The sequence below is a fragment of the Collinsella sp. LCP21S3_C7 genome, from assembly GCF_052118485.1.
GTDB lineage: Bacteria > Actinomycetota > Coriobacteriia > Coriobacteriales > Coriobacteriaceae > Collinsella.
The window spans coordinates 18673-36170 of record NZ_JBQKHC010000005.1 but is presented as its reverse complement, the minus strand read 5'-3'; the positions used below and the strand labels follow the sequence as shown (position 1 = coordinate 36170).

At 60.6% G+C, this 17498-nt stretch carries 13 protein-coding genes; 4 read left to right on the top strand and 9 right to left on the bottom strand.

Features of this window, described 5'->3' with window-relative positions; translation table 11 throughout:
• Positions 1-178: 178 nt before the first annotated feature.
• Both ACTQ1E_RS03465 and aspS read right to left on the bottom strand, forming a co-directional pair.
• Positions 179-427 carry an HPr family phosphocarrier protein gene (locus ACTQ1E_RS03465; RefSeq protein ID WP_195838595.1) on the bottom strand — a complete coding sequence of 83 codons (249 nt, stop codon included), beginning with the start codon at positions 425-427 and terminating at the stop codon, positions 179-181.
• Between the two features lie 357 nt (positions 428-784).
• Complete coding sequence (gene aspS, locus ACTQ1E_RS03460) at positions 785-2572, bottom strand: aspartate--tRNA ligase (RefSeq protein ID WP_427729277.1); 1788 nt, start codon at positions 2570-2572, stop codon at positions 785-787.
• A 257-nt stretch (positions 2573-2829) separates the two neighbouring features.
• Here aspS and serB point away from each other — a divergent pair, with 257 nt between their 5' ends.
• The 4 genes from serB (at position 2830) to ACTQ1E_RS03440 (ending at position 5847) form a co-directional block, all read left to right on the top strand.
• Positions 2830-3465 carry a phosphoserine phosphatase SerB gene (gene serB / locus ACTQ1E_RS03455; RefSeq protein ID WP_427747576.1) on the top strand — a complete coding sequence of 212 codons (636 nt, stop codon included), beginning with the start codon at positions 2830-2832 and terminating at the stop codon, positions 3463-3465.
• A gap of 117 nt (positions 3466-3582) precedes the next feature.
• Complete coding sequence (gene larB, locus ACTQ1E_RS03450) at positions 3583-4365, top strand: nickel pincer cofactor biosynthesis protein LarB (protein ID WP_154517707.1); 783 nt, start codon at positions 3583-3585, stop codon at positions 4363-4365.
• A 10-nt stretch (positions 4366-4375) separates the two neighbouring features.
• Positions 4376-5305: a LarC family nickel insertion protein gene (locus ACTQ1E_RS03445; protein WP_441564750.1), complete on the top strand. Its 930-nt coding sequence runs from the start codon at positions 4376-4378 to the stop codon at positions 5303-5305.
• 2 nt (positions 5306-5307) lie between these two features.
• Positions 5308-5847, top strand: a complete 540-nt coding sequence (locus ACTQ1E_RS03440; RefSeq protein ID WP_441564748.1) for a TetR/AcrR family transcriptional regulator — start codon at positions 5308-5310, stop codon at positions 5845-5847.
• A gap of 302 nt (positions 5848-6149) precedes the next feature.
• Here ACTQ1E_RS03440 and larD read toward each other — a convergent pair whose 3' ends face one another.
• The 7 genes from larD to ACTQ1E_RS03405 all read right to left on the bottom strand — a co-directional run bounded on the left by larD (position 6150) and on the right by ACTQ1E_RS03405 (position 17486).
• Positions 6150-6881 (bottom strand): D/L-lactic acid transporter LarD, encoded by a 732-nt coding sequence (gene larD, locus ACTQ1E_RS03435; protein WP_441017382.1) that lies wholly within the window; start codon positions 6879-6881, stop codon positions 6150-6152.
• Positions 6882-6930: 49 nt separating this feature from the next.
• Positions 6931-8208 carry a nickel-dependent lactate racemase gene (larA, locus tag ACTQ1E_RS03430; protein WP_427748316.1) on the bottom strand — a complete coding sequence of 426 codons (1278 nt, stop codon included), beginning with the start codon at positions 8206-8208 and terminating at the stop codon, positions 6931-6933.
• Positions 8209-9087: 879 nt separating this feature from the next.
• Positions 9088-11901, bottom strand: coding sequence for a phosphoenolpyruvate carboxylase (locus tag ACTQ1E_RS03425; RefSeq protein ID WP_441067968.1), 2814 nt, complete (start codon positions 11899-11901; stop codon positions 9088-9090).
• 257 nt (positions 11902-12158) lie between these two features.
• Complete coding sequence (gene hisS, locus ACTQ1E_RS03420; RefSeq protein WP_441564746.1) at positions 12159-13472, bottom strand: histidine--tRNA ligase; 1314 nt, start codon at positions 13470-13472, stop codon at positions 12159-12161.
• Between the two features lie 307 nt (positions 13473-13779).
• On the bottom strand, positions 13780-15084 hold the full coding sequence (locus ACTQ1E_RS03415) for an MFS transporter (protein WP_441564744.1): 1305 nt from the start codon (positions 15082-15084) through the stop codon (positions 13780-13782).
• 3 nt (positions 15085-15087) lie between these two features.
• Positions 15088-16386: a M20 family metallopeptidase gene (locus ACTQ1E_RS03410; protein ID WP_441564742.1), complete on the bottom strand. Its 1299-nt coding sequence runs from the start codon at positions 16384-16386 to the stop codon at positions 15088-15090.
• Between the two features lie 116 nt (positions 16387-16502).
• The gene (locus ACTQ1E_RS03405; protein WP_441537419.1) at positions 16503-17486 is read right to left on the bottom strand and encodes a DMT family transporter; all 984 of its coding nucleotides are present in this window, start codon (positions 17484-17486) and stop codon (positions 16503-16505) included.
• Positions 17487-17498: the final 12 nt, after the last annotated feature.

Below are 17498 nucleotides of genomic sequence, written 5' to 3'. Positions count from 1 at the left end.
CGTCTATGTTCGAACTAGTAAACTAACACGCGGTTAACTTTTTGGAAAGAATCTCTATTCAGTTTTCGAAAAAGTTTCCCTTATTAAACAAAGGCACCGCAAAGACGGTCTCTTTGCGGTGCCTTGTCATACCAATGTATGCAACAGAGGGGACTCTCCCTTTTTCACATTGTTACGCTTAGAGCGAGAGGTTTCTGATCGACGTGACGCACGAGGCCTCATCCGCGCCCGAAACACGAAAGACAACGCTCTCGCCGCACTCACCATAGAGGGCCATGAGTCCCATGATATCGCGGCCATCCGTGTGGCGATCGCCGATGCTGACCGACACGTCACTACGATGCTTGGCGATAATGTCATAGAGAAGCGCAACCGGGCGGGCATGTAGTCCCAACGGATCTTTAATCGTCTTTGTAAACTCGACCATGTCCCCTCCCGCAGCATCGCACATTTGGCCGGCCAGACCCAGCCACGTGGTAGTTATTGTAGCGTTAGATGCTTGTCGAGAGCGGGACGGAAACCACATCCCACTTCGAGTGTCAACGATGGGACACAGTTTCCGCCAGAAGGCTCAACCGGAAACTGTGCCCCATTATTTTGCCGAATTCTGGGCCGCGCTTTCCCAGAGGACCCCCTTTGGGAAAGCGCGGCCCATTCTGGACGCAGATTCCGGGACGCACTTTCCGCGACGTCCGGTCACCCTATGCCCTCGCAACGCCCGCGCATAAAAAACGAGGGAAGGCACGCGTCCTTCCCTCGTTAGAGACAATATGTAGCCGCTCGCCTACATCAAGCGCAGGCTGACGTCCTTGAGCTGGGCGCCGGAAACGGCACTCGGGGCGCCCGACATGAGGTCGGAGCCGCTGGCCGTCTTGGGGAACGCCATGACGTCGCGGATGGAATCGGAGCCGGTAAGCAGCATGCACACGCGGTCCAGACCCAGGGCAAAACCGCCCATCGGGGGCGCACCAAACTTGAGCGCCTCCATGAGGAAGCCAAACTGCGACTCGGCGCGCTCCTCGGTAAAGCCCAGGAGCTTGAGCATGGACATCTGCATCTCGGCGTTATGGATGCGCATGCCACCGCCGCCGGCCTCAAAACCGTCCATGACAAAGTCGTAGGTGCAGGAACCGGCAGCCAACGGGTCGGCCTCGATCTTGGCGATGTCGGTCTCGGTCGGCAGAGTGAACGGCTGGTGCTCGGCTGCATAGGCCTTGCGGTCCTCATCCCAGTGGAACAGCGGGAAGTTGACGACCCACAGGAAGTCGTGCCCCTCGCGTTTGATCTCGAGTGCGTTGGCCATGTGAGAGCGCATGCCGCCCAGGATCTCGTCAGAGAGCAGGCGCGGGCCGGCGGCGAACATCACGAGGTCGCCGGGCTCGACGTTCATGCGCTCGCGCAGAGCCGCCATCTCCTCGTCCGAGAAGAACTTGACGATGGGGCTGTTGATGGAGCCGTCCTCGCGGAAAGCGATCCAGGCCAGACCCTTGGCGCCAAACGTGGAGGCCACGCCGGCGAGCTTATCGATCTTGGCACGTGCCCAGGCACCGGCGCCCTTGGCGTTGATGGCCTTGACGACAGAGCCCTCCTCGTTTGCGGCAGTCGCAAAGACCTTGAACTTGGAGTTGGCAAAGATGTCGGTCAGATCGACCAGATGCATGCCATAGCGGGTATCGGGCTTGTCGGAGCCATAGGTGTCCATGGCCTCCCAGTAGTCCATGCGACGCAGCGGCGTGGGCATCTCGACACCCATGCGACCGAAGGCGTCGGCCAAGACCTCTTCGAGTGCGCTCATGACGTCGTTCTGGTCCACGAAGGACATCTCGATATCGACCTGGGTGAACTCGGGCTGACGGTCGGCACGCAAGTCCTCGTCGCGGAAGCACTTGGCAACCTGGTAGTAGCGCTCGACGCCACCGACCATGAGCAGCTGCTTTAGGAGCTGCGGGGACTGCGGCAGGGCGTAGAAGTTACCCGGCTGAATACGGCTGGGAACGATGAAGTCGCGGGCGCCCTCGGGCGTAGACTTGAACAGGGAGGGCGTCTCGACCTCCATGAACTCACGGTTGTGAAGCGCCTCGCGAATGGCAAAGGTGAAGTCGGAGCGCAGCTTGAGGTTGGCCATCATCTCGGGACGACGGAGGTCCAGATAGCGATAGCGCAGACGGGTGTCCTCGCTGGTCTCGATGCCGTCCTCGATCTGGAACGGCGGGGTGACGGAGGTGTTGAGCACCTCGGCGTGGTCGGTCAGGACCTCGATCTCGCCGGTCGCGAGCTTGGCGTTGGTGGTCTCCTCGCCACGGGCGCGCACGACGCCGTGAATCTTGATGGGCCACTCGGGACGCATGGTCTCGGCGATCTTAAAGGCATCGCCATCGGAGTGCTCGGGGTCGAAGGTGAGCTGCGTGATGCCCTCGCGGTCGCGAAGGTCGCAGAAGATAAGGCCGCCGTGGTCGCGGCGACGGCTCACCCAACCGGTGAGGGTGACCTCTTCGCCCACGTTCTCGCGGCGAAGCTCGCCGCAGGTACGGGTGTGCATGGAATGCTCGTCGATGGGACGGGTCTGGCTCATACCAGTGATCCTCCTTTATGGATCTGTGCCGCCCCGTGTCGTTCCGGGCGGCGTCGTACAGATTTGCCCAGCCTGCGTAAACCGCGCAGCCGGACATGGCGTTCTATCTTATCGCACCCGCGCCGATGTACCGCGAAAAAGTGGCTCCCGCTCAAAGACTTGACGGAGACGAAACAATTGACGCGGCCTGGCCGTCGCCAAGGCGCGCCGCGTGCGACAATGTGCCTACAATACAACCGCACTCGGAAAGGCCCACCATGACTGCACGCCTCATCGTTATGGATATCGATTCCACGCTCATCAACCAGGAGGTCATCGACCTGTTGGGCGAGGAAGCAGGCGTGGGCGGGCAAGTTGCGCGGATCACCGAACGCGCCATGCGCGGCGAGCTCGACTTTAAGCAGGCGCTCGAGGAGCGCGTGGGGCTGCTTGCCGGCCTGGACGAGAGCGTTTTCGAGCGCACCTTTGAGCGCGTGACGTTTACCCCCGGCGCACTGGAGCTTGTGCGCTCGGCGCACAGCAAGGGCTGGAAGGTCGGCGTGGTAAGCGGCGGCTTCCACGAGGTCGCCGACAAGATCGTAGCTGCCGCGGGCATCGATTTTTGCCTGGCCAACCGCCTGGAGGTCGTAGACGGCAAGCTCACGGGCAAGCTGGCGGCAGACATTGTGACCAAGGAATCCAAGCTCATCCAGCTGCTGGATTGGGCGGTTGAGTGCGGTGTCGATATGGCCCATACCGTGGCGATCGGCGACGGTGCCAACGACATCCCCATGATTCAGGCCGCGGGCACGGGCATCGCATTTTGCGCCAAGCCCAAGACGCGCGAGGCCGCTCCGTTTGCCATCGACGAGCGCAACCTGATGCTCGCCATGGACATCATCCTGCGTGACTAGCCGATCCATCTAACAACAGAATCAAATACCCTATATCTAGTTTCCGAACAATTTTATCTTAGTGTTCGGAAACATACCCTTTGAGTGCTAGACTTTGCGCCGTCGAAGGGAAGATATATGGATAAGCGAGATCTTGAGCAGTTACTGAGCGATGTTGCCGACGGAGCAGTCACCCCGGCAGTCGCCCTTACGCGCATCCAAACGGCGCCAACCGCCGATCTGGGTTTTGCGCAGCTCGATCTTTCGCGCGGGGTGCGCCAGGGGGCCGGTGAGGTTGTCTACGGCGCCGGTAAAACCGCCGAGCAGATTGCCGCCATTATCAAAGCGCTGCGCGATGCCGGTCAGGAGCGCACCCTGGTTACGCGCCTGGATGCCGAAAAAGCAGCCCGCACCTCGGAGCTTCTCGACAACGGGATCGACCTGGGATATGTCCCGAACGCCCAGCTCGCCCTCGTGGGCGGCAAGCCCTCCCCTACCGGTAACGGACGCATCGTTGTCGCCTGCGCCGGCACGAGCGACTTGCCCGTCGCCGAAGAAGCCGCGTTGACGGCCGAGTTCTACGGCAACGAGGTCGACCGCCTCTACGACGTAGGTGTCGCCGGCCTGCACCGTCTGCTCGCGCATGCCGAGGAACTTGCCCAGGCACAGGTGGTCATCGCCATTGCCGGCATGGAGGGCGCGCTGGCGAGCGTTATCGGCGGTCTGGTAAGCTGTCCGGTCATCGCCGTTCCCACCAGCGTGGGCTACGGCGCGAGCTTTGGTGGCGTAGCCGCGCTGCTCGCCATGCTCAACTCCTGCGCCAGCGGCGTTTCGGTCGTCAATATCGACAATGGCTTTGGCGCCGCCTACCAGGCAAGTCTTATCAATCATCTGAGCGCCGGAACACCCTGCGCCCGTTAAGGAGCATTCCATGTCCAACCATCAGCATACGCTTATCATCGACGGCACCTCGGGCATCAGCGGCGATATGACCGTCGCGGCCCTGCTCGACCTGGGCGCCAGCGAGGAGCACCTGCGCGAACAGCTCGCCACGTTGCCGGTCGACGGCTTTACGATCGCCGTCACGCGTGCAAACAAGCATGGCATCGACGCCTGCGACTTTGACGTTCAGTTGGCAGAGGAGCTCGAGAACCATGATCACGATATGGCCTGGCTCTTCGGCAACGAAACAGCTGCCGAGCACACGCACGAGCATGAGCACCACCATCATGACCATGGCGAACACGAACACGAGCACTGCCACGAGCATACGCACGAGCACGACCATGAGGCCCACGGCCATGGCCACGAGGACCATCATCACGCCCACCACCATCACCACCGCTCTTTGGCGGACGTCACCGCCATCATCGACGGCTCACAGCTAAGCGATGGCGCCAAGCGTCGTGCCCTCGCCATCTTTACCGCGCTCGCTGCTGCCGAGGCCAAAGCTCACGGCAAAACGTCCGACACCGTCATGTTCCACGAGGTGGGCGCCATCGACTCCATCGTCGACGTCTGCTCGGTCGCCATCTGCCTCGATGACCTGGGCATCGAGGACATTGTCGTCGAGTCGCTCTCCGAAGGTCACGGCACCATCCGCTGCGCCCACGGCCTCATGCCCATTCCCGTCCCCGCTGTCGTCAACCTGTGCCAGGCAGGCAATATCGCCCTCACGCCTGCACCGGTCGCCGGCGAGCTCGTGACGCCAACGGGCGCCGCCATCGTCACCGCGCTGCGCACGTCCGACCAACTGCCCTCACGCTACCACATCGAAGCCGTCGGCTACGGCGCCGGCAAACGCCCCTACGAGGGTTGCTCCGGCACGCTCCGCTGTCTGCTCGTTCACGCGGACGCATAGCCATGGATGCCCGCAAGGCAAAAAGCCGCGCTGCCATCGTTGCGGCGTTCTCCGAGCTCCTGCGCGAGGAGGACTACGGCAAGATTACCGTCGGCGACATCATCGCTCGCGCCCATGTAGGTCGGGCAACGTTCTACGGCCTCTTTAAGAGCAAAGATGACCTGCTCGCTGAGTACGTGTGCGATATCTGCACCCATGCCCTCGACGATGACGGTACACCCCTCAATGACCCGCTCGTACAGGTCGAGCATATCCTCAACAACCTCTGGGATCGTCGTCAGGGCGTACGCGCCCTCGTAGCCGGAGCCGGCTCGCGCGTCTTCGCCGACTGTCTCCGCAAGACCATCATGTCGCGCGCAGCCGAAACCGTCCCTGTCGACCCCGCAGGCCCCGCCAGCACCATGGATCGCAACTTTCTCCTCCACCACATAGCCTCAAGCTTCGTAGCCACCGTCCAATGGTGGGCCTGGCACAACTTCCAAGCCGACAAGGCCGACGTAGCCAAAGACTACCTATCAGCCATAAAACCCCTCTTCACCTAAGTAAGAGGCTCATCCCAGAGCATTGCCCCAACCCAAGGCGCCCGCGCATCCCAAAGTGTCACTCGCACTTCAACGCCCCCCAACAGCGACAAGCCCCTCCCATCCAAATTCAGAAATATGTTGGGTTGCTTGTACGAACGCAACAAAGACCCCGCAGCTGTCCGCATGGGGTAACTTCCCAGCGCATTCCACAGGACGAAAGAACCCCCGCCGCACGAAGTGCGCAGCGGAGGTTCTTTCATGTCCGAGGACGCGCTGGGAAGTTACCCCATGCGGCCAGCGGACAACTATGTGGCCTTGGACTAGAACATGCCCAAGAAACCGTGCACAAACAGCGCGGCCAGAGCGGCACCGATAAACGGCGCGATGCCAGGAACGAGCAGGCCGTACTTCCAGTTGTTGTCAGCCTTGTTCTTGATCGGCAGCACCTGATAGGCCATGCGAGGACCAAGGTCGCGTGCCTGGTTCATGGCGAAGCCGGTGATGCCACCCATGCCCATGCCAACGGCCCAAACGATCAGGCCGACGCAGATAGCGAGCATCAGAACGTTCTCGCCGGCGCGGCTAGCGGCAGCAAGGATGGCGCTGATGAACACAAAGGTGCAGATAGCCTCACAGAAGAAGTTGCGGGCATAGTTCGTGCCCTCGGTGGTGGGGTTGGTCGAGAAGATGTTGCGCTGGGCAATGGGGTCGACGACGCCCTCGGAAGCCTTGAACTCATCGGTATACATAAACCAAGCGATTACGGCGCCCACAAAGCCGCCGAGCATATCGGCAATCATGAAGGGGATGCAGCTGCTCCACGGCACCAGACCGACGATGCACTGGGCAAGCACCATAGCCGGGTTCATGCACACGGCGCCGCCAAAGACAAACAGGCAGACCGAGATGCCAAAAGACCAGGTGGTGATAGCAAACATGTGGCCGGAGCCCTGATACTTGGTGCCCTTAAGCACGGTATCGCAGTGTACGCCCACGCCAAAGATGATCATGAGGGCCGTTGCACCGAATTCGCAGAGGAGTTTGGTAAGCATAAAACCTTATCTTTCTTGTCGGTTACAAACGATTCGTTTAGGCCGCGCGCTAGTGCTGAGCGACGACAACGCCCAGGCCATCGGGAATGACGGCCACCTTGGCATCGGCACCCTTCATTTCAAAGGCGAGCTTGAGCGCCTCCTCGAGGGTGTTGACCGGCGTCATATGCATATCCTTGAGCATCTGGTGATCGCACAGGTCGGTGACCATGATCACAGGGTGATGCGCCAGGATGCGGGCAAAGATCTGGCTCGTCCACTGGTCGGGCAGGGTCTCGTCCTTAGGACGGTCGATGCAGGCGCGCTCAAACTCTGCCGGATCGTTGTCAGCGATGTTGTGATAGAAGCCCTCGCCACCGTGACCATCGGCGCAACCGGCGACATCGATGATCACGCCGCCCTCGGGAAGTGTGGCCTCGGCAGCGCACATGCCCTTCACGGCCTGATAGACGTTCTGATCGAGCGGATAGCCACCGTTGGTGGTGATGGCAATCTCGCACTCGACGGGCTCAACGCCGGCAAGGCTCTTCACGAACTCGCAGCCGGCCTCGTGCGCCTTGTGAATGTCGCCGGCAAAGGAGCCGATGACCTCGTGCTTGCCGTTGAGCACCACGTTGAGCACAAAGGCAAGGTGAGCCATCTCGGCAGCGGCAAACATGTCCTCGCTCACGTGGTTGTGGCACAGGTTGCCGGCGCGCGAATGGGAATCGTTCACAAACTGGCCGTTGTGGTTGTACATGATGGTCTTGTAGCTGGCGATGCCGGGCAGCACGGACTTGCGGCTGCCAGAAAAACCGGCAAAGAAGTGCGGCTCAATAAAGCCCTCGGCAAGCAGTAGATCGCAATCGGCGGCAATCTTGTTGATGATGCACTCGCCACCAGAAGGCAGGGTGCCAATCTTTTCCATCATGCTGTCGTCGGTCGCGACGTGCATGACAATTTCCTCGTTGGCAACGATCTCCTCGCCATACTTGTTGACGAGTTCCTCGTGCGTCGACGGACGATGCATACCCGTAGCAACCAGAATGCGAACGCGCGCCTCAGGCGCAGCGGAGTGGATGTGATGCAGCAGAATAGGCATCGTCACACGCGAGGGAACGGGGCGCGTATGGTCGGAGCTAATGATGACAATATCCTTCTTGCCAGCGCAAAGCTCCTCGAGCGAAGGCGATCCATAAGGGTTGGCAAGCGACTCCTCTACCAGCTCTTCCTGCGATTTTGCAGTCTTAAACTCGTTTTGGTGACCTTCCATCACACCCGCGAAGTTCTTATCCTCGAGCTCCAGATGCAATGTCTTGTGGTCAAACGGCAGTTCACATTCAAACAATGACGAGCGCCCTCTTCCTTTCAACTGACACACTAGATAAACCGTTGGAAGGATACGCCGCTCACCGAAAAACGCCACCGTCCACCGAGTCGTTAACACAACGTTCATATTTAACCCACAACAAAACGGCCGCGATCCCAAACGGGACCGTGGCCTCCTGTCAAAGAAGCTATAGGCAGGGTGGCTTACGCAGCGCCGAGGCAAACATCAATCCTGTGGCATGCGCGTGTAAGCTATCTTGCATAAATAGGTCAATATACTGCATAGAATGACGCATTGGGTTTCGAACCGCAACATGGTAGCCCCCTCCGGAGCGTGCATTTTTGCGAGTATTCAGCATCGCAAGATAAGATTTTGGTGTCAAAAGTCTTTCAAAAGGTAGATCGTCCTCATGACTCGTCCCATCTGGATAACATGCGGCGAGAAACCAGCCATATATGAGCATCGCCAAGGCCCAATTGTCTTGCAAAATCATCAACAAAGGCAGCGAGGGCCGGCTATGGCCTTATGCATCGATCTTTGGCTGCTGAAAACTCCGTTTTTTGCACGTCGCCCCAGGCACCACCCTCACCCAGCGGCCTTCCGCCGAAGCTGGACATCGCAGGGCCCGCCATAAGTTTACTTTTAGGCACACTCCGCAGGACGCAAGAAGCCCTCGCCGCACTCCACGCTATGCGCGAAGCGCGCCATTCTTCTCCTCAGCTTTAATTCCAGAGGACCGAGGACGAAGGGGCCCGACGGGTTTCCCTCTGAATGCATTCCGCAGCACGAAGCCCCCTTATCCGCAGCTCCGAAGGAGCAGGATAAGGGGGCTTCAAGTGCGAGGACGCATTCAGAGGGAAACCCGTAGGGCCCCGGTGAGAGCCACAGGGCTATCGATTACCCCGTGTTCTGCAGACCTGCCGAGACGCCGGTCACAGTCGAAAGAATCAGGCTCATGTACTCGGCCTTCTTCTCCTCGGCCATCTCGTCCTGGTTCATACGCACCTCGCGAAGGGCGCGGACCTGGGCGATGGACAGGGCGTCGACGTAGGGGTTACGCACGCGAACGGCACAGCCGAGCACGCGACGACGCTGCAGCGGCCACTCGTCACCGACGATGGCAAGGACCCACTTACGGGTGAGCTGCATCTCGGTAAAGACCTTCTTGGACAGATCATCGCGGTCGCCCAGATGCAGATACATCTTGGCAATGCGCTGATCGGTCTTAGCAATCGACATCTCGATGTTATCGATAAAGGTGCGGAAGAACGGCCACTCCTGGTAGGCAGCCTTGAGCTGGTCAAGATCGCCCAGCTGCTCGCAGGCGGTGCCCAGGCCGTACCAAGCGGCCAGGTTAATGCGTGCCTGGCTCCAGCTGAAAATCCACGGAATGGTACGCAGGTCGTCGAGCGACTTGGCACCCAAGCCGCGCTTGGCGGGACGCGAGCCAATCGGCAGCAGACCGACCTCGGTCAGCGGCGTCACAGTCGAGAACCACGGTGCAAAGTCCTCGGTGTTCAGCAGGTCCAGATAGCGCTCGTGGCTTGCGGCGTTGAGTTTCTCGGCCATATCCCAGAACTTCTGCGTGGTCTCGGTGTTGGTCTTCTCGACGCTCGGGGCCGACTGCAAAAGCGTTGCGGCGGCAACGGACTCAACATGGCGCTGAGCCAGCGTGCGGTTGCCGTAACGGGCAAAGATGACCTCACCCTGCTCGGTGAGCTTAAAGAAGCAGTTGACCGAACCCTTGGGCTGCGCCAGTACGGCCTTGTTGGCCGGGCCGCCACCACGGCCCACGGCGCCGCCGCGACCGTGCATGAGCACCAGGTCGATATCGTTCTTCTCGGCCCACTTGGCGATGCGCTCCTGCGCGGAGTGCAGCGCAAGCATGGCCGTGGTAGGACCGGCATCCTTGGAGGAGTCGGAGTAACCCAGCATAACCTCCATGCGGCGGTTGGTCTGGGCAAGACGCTTCTGCACCACGGGCAGCGTAAGCATCTGGTCGAGCACGTCGACGCAGCCCTCGAGGTCCTCGAGCTGCTCGAACAGCGGGATCACGTCGAGCTCGGGAACGTCCTCCTCGTGTGCGAAGGACAGGTGGGCCAGCTCAAAGACGTCGGCCACATGCTGGGCACTCTTGGTAAACGAGATGATGTAGCGGTGTGCCATCTTCTTGCCGTAGCGCTTTTGGATGGAGCCGATAGCGCGGAAGGTGTCGATGACCTCGCGCGTCATGGGCTGCAGGTCGCCATGGATACCGTTTTCGTGGATGTCCTTGAGGGCGCGGGCATGCACCACGGAGTGCTGACGGAACTCCATCTCGACCATATGGAAGCCGAAGGACTCGACCTGCCAGATGATGGTCTGCACCGGGCCGTAGGCGGCACGGACGGCACCGCAGGCAGCCAGCGAACGCTGGACGACGCGCAGGTCATCCAGGAACTCGTCGGCGCTGTGATACATGGTGTCGGTGATACGGCGTACGGTGGCGTTCAGACGGTCGGCCATGACGAGCATGACGGCGCGATGCGGCTCGTGCTCGGAGATAAGCTCGGCGCGGGCCGTGTAATGCGCACTCATCTCGACCTGATGGTTCCACAGGTTGATGAGCTCGGCAGACGGCTTGCTGTAGGTGGCCTCGAGCGTGAGGTTGCGGCCGATGCGGCGGCACTTGTCCTCGAGCTTGAGCACCATGTGGGTGAAGTACTTGGCGGCGACCTCACGGCTCACCTTGGCGGTGACGTTGGGGTTACCGTCGCGGTCGGAACCGATCCAGCTGCCGGGATGGAAGAACGCCGGGCACAGCGGCGGCACGGTACCGGCCTTGTCACCCAGCACCCAGTCGTCAAAGCGACGATAGATGACGGGGATGACGTCGAACAGCGTGTTATCGAAGATGTCGATGATGGTATCGGCTTCCTCGACCGGCGTGGGCTTCTTGAGCGCGATGGGGCTCGTACGCACCAGGGCGTCGATCTCCTGCAGCATATGGCGCTCGTTCTCCACCAGGTCGGAGCCGCCCAAACGCGGACGCTCCTCCAGCAGGTTAGAGATACGGCGAATCTTACCCTCGACGGCCTTGCGACGGGCCTCGGTGGGATGCGCGGTAAAGACGGGATGGAACTCAAGCTTGCCGAGCAGCTCGTTGGCGCCCTCGACACCCATCTCATCCACAAGCTGGTGATAGGCGACGGTGAGTTCGTTGGCGGGATCGACCTCGGTATCGGTCGATGCGCCGGCCTCACGCTCGCGCAGCTGCGTCACACGGTAGTTCTCCTCCGACAGGTTTGCCAGATGGAAGAAGCTCGTAAAGGCACGGACGATAACCTGCTGCTTATCGAGCGGCAGGCTGTCGATCAAATCGACGACCTCACGAAACGCCACAGCAGTGGGCTCGTCGGCGGTGGGCACGCCCTGCTCGTCGACGGCCTCGTCGGCGGCACGGCTACCGGGGTTGCCGGCATTGGCCACGATCTCGGCCGACAGAATCTTGTCGAACAGGTCCGCGATCTCGGGATCATACTCGCTAAGCACACGGCGCTCCAGGCGCAGGAACAGCGCAAGGTTGTCGCGCAGCTCCTCGGGAATCTCAATCTCGGCGAGACGCTCCCTGGACTCGGCATTCGAGCCGATTCGGTTAACGAGGCGGTTGACCACGGCAGCGACGCGCGCCGCGGCTTCGGGTACAGACTGGTTGCTTAGGTTCTCAGCCACGTTTCCTCCCATTCCTCCTTCTATGCACGTAACATGCGGTATTCATTATAGGCACTTGAGAAATACTTTCGACACTGATTGCGCTTTACCACACAAAAGTATTTTCTGCATTGCAAGGCTTTTTGCCCCAAATGGTCGTATTTCTCGGTGGGCGGCATATGCAAACGGGGACATTCCGCATAAAAGCGAAACACCCCCGTAACAATCGTTCGCCGCGAGCGGGACGCGTTAGCGGACCCGCAGCTCAAAATGATGCCCTACAGGCGCTCTCGAACCGCCTCGACCACGTTGGCCAGATCGACCAGCGCCTCGTCATGGCTCTGCATGTCGCGCACCTTGACCTTGCCGGCGGCAAGCTCGTCGCCGCCCAAGACCAAAATGAGCTTAGCGCCCACCTTGTCGGCCTGCTTAAACTGAGCCTTGAGCGAACGACCCTGATAGTCTGCCTCGGTCACGATGCCTGCGGCGCGAAGCTTCTGCGTAATGGCAAAAACGTTCTGACGCAGTTCCCTGCCGGCGTTGGCAACGTAGACACACGGAGCCTCATCGGCACCCAGGTCGCTGCCAAAGGCCTGCAGGGCCAGCAGGGCGCGCTCAAAACCGACGGCGAAGCCGACACCGGCCGTGGGCTTGCCGCCCTCGAGCTCGACCAGGCCGTCGTAGCGGCCGCCGCCACCGATGGAGCCGACGCCGGCGCCAGGGGCCTCGACCTCAAAGACGGTACGGGTGTAGTAGTCCAGGCCGCGCACCAGGGTGGGGTCCTCGACATACTCGATGCCGGCGGCATCCAGATAGCGCTTGACCTGCTCGTAGTGCTCGCGGCACTCGTCGCACAGGTTGTCGCCCATCAGCGGGGCCTCGGCCATGATCTCGCGGCAATGGTCGTTCTTGCAGTCGAAGGCGCGCAGCGGGTTGAGCTCGGCGCGCTCGCGGCACTCATCGCACATCTCGTCGGCGTGATCGAGAATGAACTGCTTGACCTGCTCGCGATAGGCCGGACGGCACTGGGCATCACCCATCGAGTTAATGAGCAGACGGAGCTTGGAAAGATCGAAGCCCAGACGCTTGTAGAACTCCATGAGCATAATGATGCACTCGGCGTCCGCAGCCGGATCGGGAGCACCGAGCCACTCGATGCCCACCTGATGGAACTGACGCAGGCGGCCCTTCTGGGGGCGCTCGCCGCGGAACATGGCCTCGGCATAGTAGGCCTTAAACGGCGTGGAGCCCTGGGGCACCAGGTTGTTCTCCACGACGGCGCGCACCACGCCGGCAGTGCCCTCGGGACGAAGCGCCAAGCGCTGTCTGGGCTTGAGCTTGGCATCGGTGCCCTCGGTAAAGACACGTTCCAGGTTGGCGCCGCTAAACACGCGGAACATCTCCTTGCGCACGACATCGGTCGACTGGCCGATGCCGTGGACAAACACGTCCACCTGCTCGATCGCGGGCGTCTCGATGGGCTTAAAGCCAAACGGCTCGAACACGCCGGCAGCAATCCGCTGCATCTTTTGCCAGGCGCGCATCTCGGCGCCGATAAGGTCGCGGGTTCCCTCCGCCTTCTGTGCCTGCATGGGCAAACACCTTTCTTTTAGTATCGCGTCATAGGTAGTGGTCATTATACGGCACAAAAACAAAACGCGGCGACGCGTCTGACCGAACGAGGGTATGGGGGCTCGTTCGGCCAGACGTGCCGCCGCTGCAGCCGATCCGCTTTCCTCCGCCCCCTTCGAATCACGCGATCTGTTGGGGACAGAGGAAAACGGATCATTTTGTATGCCCGTGGCCGCCTTGGAAACCGAATGATGGTACGAGCATCCATTCGGCTTCCAAGGCGGCCACGGACAGAACACGGGGCGAACAGAAAAGAGCGACGGACGTCTACTCCCCCGCCACGCTCGCACGCAGCTTAGCGGCGATGGGCTCGGATGCCAGCAGGAATACGAGCATGACCGCAGAACACACCAGGCACACGATCCAGGTGCTCGCAAAGGAGCCCGTGGCATCGAACAGCACGCCCGAGACAATGGCACCCACGGTGCCGCCGACCATCTCGAGCGAGGTAATGGTGCCCGTGACCTTGCCCAGATCGGCCATGCCAAACTGCTTGGACGCGGCGATAGTGGGCGTGATGGTGCCCATGCACGTTCCGACACCAAAGCTCACGGCAGCCACGATGGGGCCAAGATCGGTCGCGGGGAAGCACAGGGCGACGCAGGCGATAATGCACGCAACGGATCCCAACACGTTGCCAAAACGTAGGCCAAAGCGATCGTAAATGACGCCGAGCGAAATCTTGGCGATAACGACGGTGACCATATAGGCCGAAAGCACAGTGCCCGCCCACACGGGATCGTGACCGCCCGTGACAATCTTGGCGCCGTTGACGGTAACGCTCGTCATGTTGGTGACCTGGTTGGGCAAGATGGCACCGTTAACGAGGCCCATAAAGAGGAAGGCAACGACAAGCAGCCAAAACGCCGGGCTCTTCTTGATGCGAGACCAACCGACGTTAACCTCGGGAGCCGTGTGCTCGTCCTTGTCGCCAGCTGTCGAGACAGACGGATCGCCCGGGTTCTCGCCGAGCGGCTTAAGGCCTATCTCAGAAGGCTTGGTGCGGAAGGAATAGGCCGTGATGGGCAGCGCCGCCACCATGCAGATGGCCGCGAGCACCAGGAAGGCGGAACGCCAGCCAACGCTCACGATAAGCGAGCTCACGGTGGGAGACAGAATAGCGCCTCCAAAGCCCGAGCCCGAAAGTGCTATGGAGATCGCAAGACCTCGCTTGGCCGTAAACCAGTTGGCGGTCACAAGGCTAATGAGCAGGCGGGTCGAGGCGACGGCAAAGCAGCCCGAGACGGCAAAGAGCACGTAGACCTGCCACAGCTCACCGACAAAGCTCATCCCGGCAAGAACGGCAGAGGTGGCGATAACGGTAAGGGAACCCAAGATGCGACCGCTCACTTTGTCGGCAACATGGCCAATGACAAGCGAGCCGACAACGCTCACCACGGTTGAGATGGCGTTGGAGATGTTGTACTGAGCAAGGGAAATGCCCAAGTCGCTCACGATAAGCGGCTGAAACAGGCTCATGCAGTTAACGAAAATCGTGTAACACGTGGCCATGATGACAAAGCCGGAAGCCACGACGAGCCAACCGGGGAAGAATTTATGCTGCTGGGACATGGATTACTCCTTGTGGTCGGCGATATAGCCCAGGGCGACCGCCGCATAAGCCGCGGCGCCGAGCGGCAACTCGGCATCGCTAAAGCGTGCCTTGGGATGGTGCTGGGCAAAGTGCTCGTCCGTATCGGTCACAGCCGCACCGAGCGTAAAGTACGCGCTCGGTATCTCGCTCGAGATAAGCGCAAAGTCCTCGCTCGCCATGGCATGGAACAGAGGCAGGAAGGCGGCCTTGGGCAACGTCGCACCCACATAGCCAAGCGAAGCCTGGGTCATATCGTCATCGAGCACGAGCGGGGGAACATCCGAGAGCGTCTCGATAGTCGCCGGCGTACGATAGGTCATGGCAACGCCTTTGACGACCTCCGCGATGCGGGTCTTGAGGTGCTCCATGAGCTCAACGTCAAAGCCGCGCAATGTTCCCTCGAGCACGCAGGTGTCGGGAATCACATTGGCCGCTTGGCCACCGGCAAACTTACCCACGGTGAGCGCGACCTCCTTGGCCGCCGGCACCTCGCGAGCGATAAGCTCCTGGAGCGCCAGGTGCACATGCACGCCTGCCGTGATGGGGTCGATGCAGATCTCGGGGCTCGAACCGTGGCCGCCCTTGCCCTGCAGCGTGATGCGGAAACCGTACACGCCGGAAAGCGCCGGGCTGCCGTAGAGCACCAGGCCAAGCGGCGACTGGCCGTTGACATGCATGGCAAAAGCCGCCTGAGGACGCGGGTTCTCGAGCAAGCCGTCGGCGATGGCAGCACGTGCCCCCTCAAAGGTCTCCTCGCCCGGCTGGAACAACAGCTTGACGGTGGCATTGGCGTCGACAAGCGCGGCCTCGCGAGCCTTGAGCAGGCGCGCCGCACCAAGCAGCGCCGTCGCGTGCATATCATGACCGCAAGCATGCATGCAGCCATTGGTAGATGCAAAGGGCTCGCCGGATTCCTCGACAACGGGCAGGGCATCCATGTCGCCGCGCAGCATAACGACCGTACCGGCCTGTTCGTCCGTGCAGACGCCATTGCCCTGGGCCGCGGCGGCACCGGCACCGACAAGGCCCACAACGCAGGAACCATCGACGAGCGTGGAAAATGGGATGTCCATCTCGTTCAGGCGCGCTTGGATATACGCAGAGGTCTGTGGGAGGTCGTTACCGAGTTCGGGCATCCGATGCAGATCGTGACGCCATGCGGCAAGCTCATCGGCAAAAGCCTGAGCCTCTTTGACCAGACCGTCGCCAATGGCGGCTTGCGCCGCCGCTGAGGTCTGAAGCGCTGGTTGTGGTTGGAAATCGGACAGAGCTGGTGCCATAGATGCCCTCCAGTAAAGTTTTAGCAGCAAGCACTTTCATACTCTAAAGTGCAGGGCATAACTTTAAAGGCGACGCATAAAAAACGCCGCCCCAGAGGGACGGCGCAACAGATTGTTTACAAACGCGCTCGCGGCTTTTTACGCAAAAAGCCAAAGTGCGTCTCGCTCAAGATAATCGACAGGAAGATGAGCGCAAAGCCGGCAAGCAAACGCGAGGTGAGCACCTCCCCCATCAGCAGCACCGAGAACAGCACGCCCGATGGCGACTCCATCGAAAGCAGTAGTGAGCCCGTCGAGGCCGGGACATGCGCCAAGCCCACGTTTTGGATGAGCAAACCCACGCATGTGCAGCCTACCGAGAGAAATGCCATCACGCCAATAAAGCTCGGCGTCCACACGGATAAAGGCGCCTGGGTCTCGAACGGCAGCGAAGAGATCAGGCACAGCACACCGTTGCCCGCAAACATCCAAAACGTGATGACGTTGATGTCCATCTTGCGACCGTACTTAGCGGCCACCGCCATCTGGATGGCAAAGAAGACCGCGCCGCCCAGCGTAATAACATCGCCGACATTGAACTCGACGCTATCAAGCGCCACCAAGCCAATGCCCGCCAGACACAGCAACGCGGCACCCAAGTTGTAACGGGTAAGTTTTTCGCCGCTTAGGACATAGCTCGCAAACGGAACCAAGATACAGTACGTGCCCGTCAAAAACGCGCTTTTGCCTGCCGTGGTCTGCGCCAGGCCAATCGTCTGCAAACCGTAGGCACCCCACATGAGCGCGCCCATGCCAAGTCCAACAATCAGATTTCGAGCGTTGAAATGGGCAACAATGCGCTTGTGGAAGACGGCAAGCATGACCAGCGACGCCGGAAGAAAGCGAATGTAGAGCAGCTCGAACACCGGAATGGTATCGAGCGCGTCCTTCATGGTGGTAAAGGAATAGCCCCAGATGACCGCTATCGAAAGCAGCAAGACCTTCCAGAACAGCGGCGAGCGCGCACCGGCACCGCGAGAGGCACCGCCGGCACCCAGGTCTTCGCGGGCTACAGGGCTATCGGGCATATTTTCGATTTCAATAGCGGCATGATGGGCCATAGGGCATCCTCG

Coding starts and splice junctions, on each gene's coding strand:
- ACTQ1E_RS03465 (WP_195838595.1), bottom strand. CDS start 427: ATGGTCGAGTTTACAAAGACGATTAAAGATCCGTTGGGACTACATGCC.
- aspS (WP_427729277.1), bottom strand. CDS start 2,572: ATGAGCCAGACCCGTCCCATCGACGAGCATTCCATGCACACCCGTACC.
- serB (WP_427747576.1), top strand. CDS start 2,830: ATGACTGCACGCCTCATCGTTATGGATATCGATTCCACGCTCATCAAC.
- larB (WP_154517707.1), top strand. CDS start 3,583: ATGGATAAGCGAGATCTTGAGCAGTTACTGAGCGATGTTGCCGACGGA.
- ACTQ1E_RS03445 (WP_441564750.1), top strand. CDS start 4,376: ATGTCCAACCATCAGCATACGCTTATCATCGACGGCACCTCGGGCATC.
- ACTQ1E_RS03440 (WP_441564748.1), top strand. CDS start 5,308: ATGGATGCCCGCAAGGCAAAAAGCCGCGCTGCCATCGTTGCGGCGTTC.
- larD (WP_441017382.1), bottom strand. CDS start 6,881: ATGCTTACCAAACTCCTCTGCGAATTCGGTGCAACGGCCCTCATGATC.
- hisS (WP_441564746.1), bottom strand. CDS start 13,472: ATGCAGGCACAGAAGGCGGAGGGAACCCGCGACCTTATCGGCGCCGAG.
- ACTQ1E_RS03415 (WP_441564744.1), bottom strand. CDS start 15,084: ATGTCCCAGCAGCATAAATTCTTCCCCGGTTGGCTCGTCGTGGCTTCC.
- ACTQ1E_RS03410 (WP_441564742.1), bottom strand. CDS start 16,386: ATGGCACCAGCTCTGTCCGATTTCCAACCACAACCAGCGCTTCAGACC.
- ACTQ1E_RS03405 (WP_441537419.1), bottom strand. CDS start 17,486: ATGGCCCATCATGCCGCTATTGAAATCGAAAATATGCCCGATAGCCCT.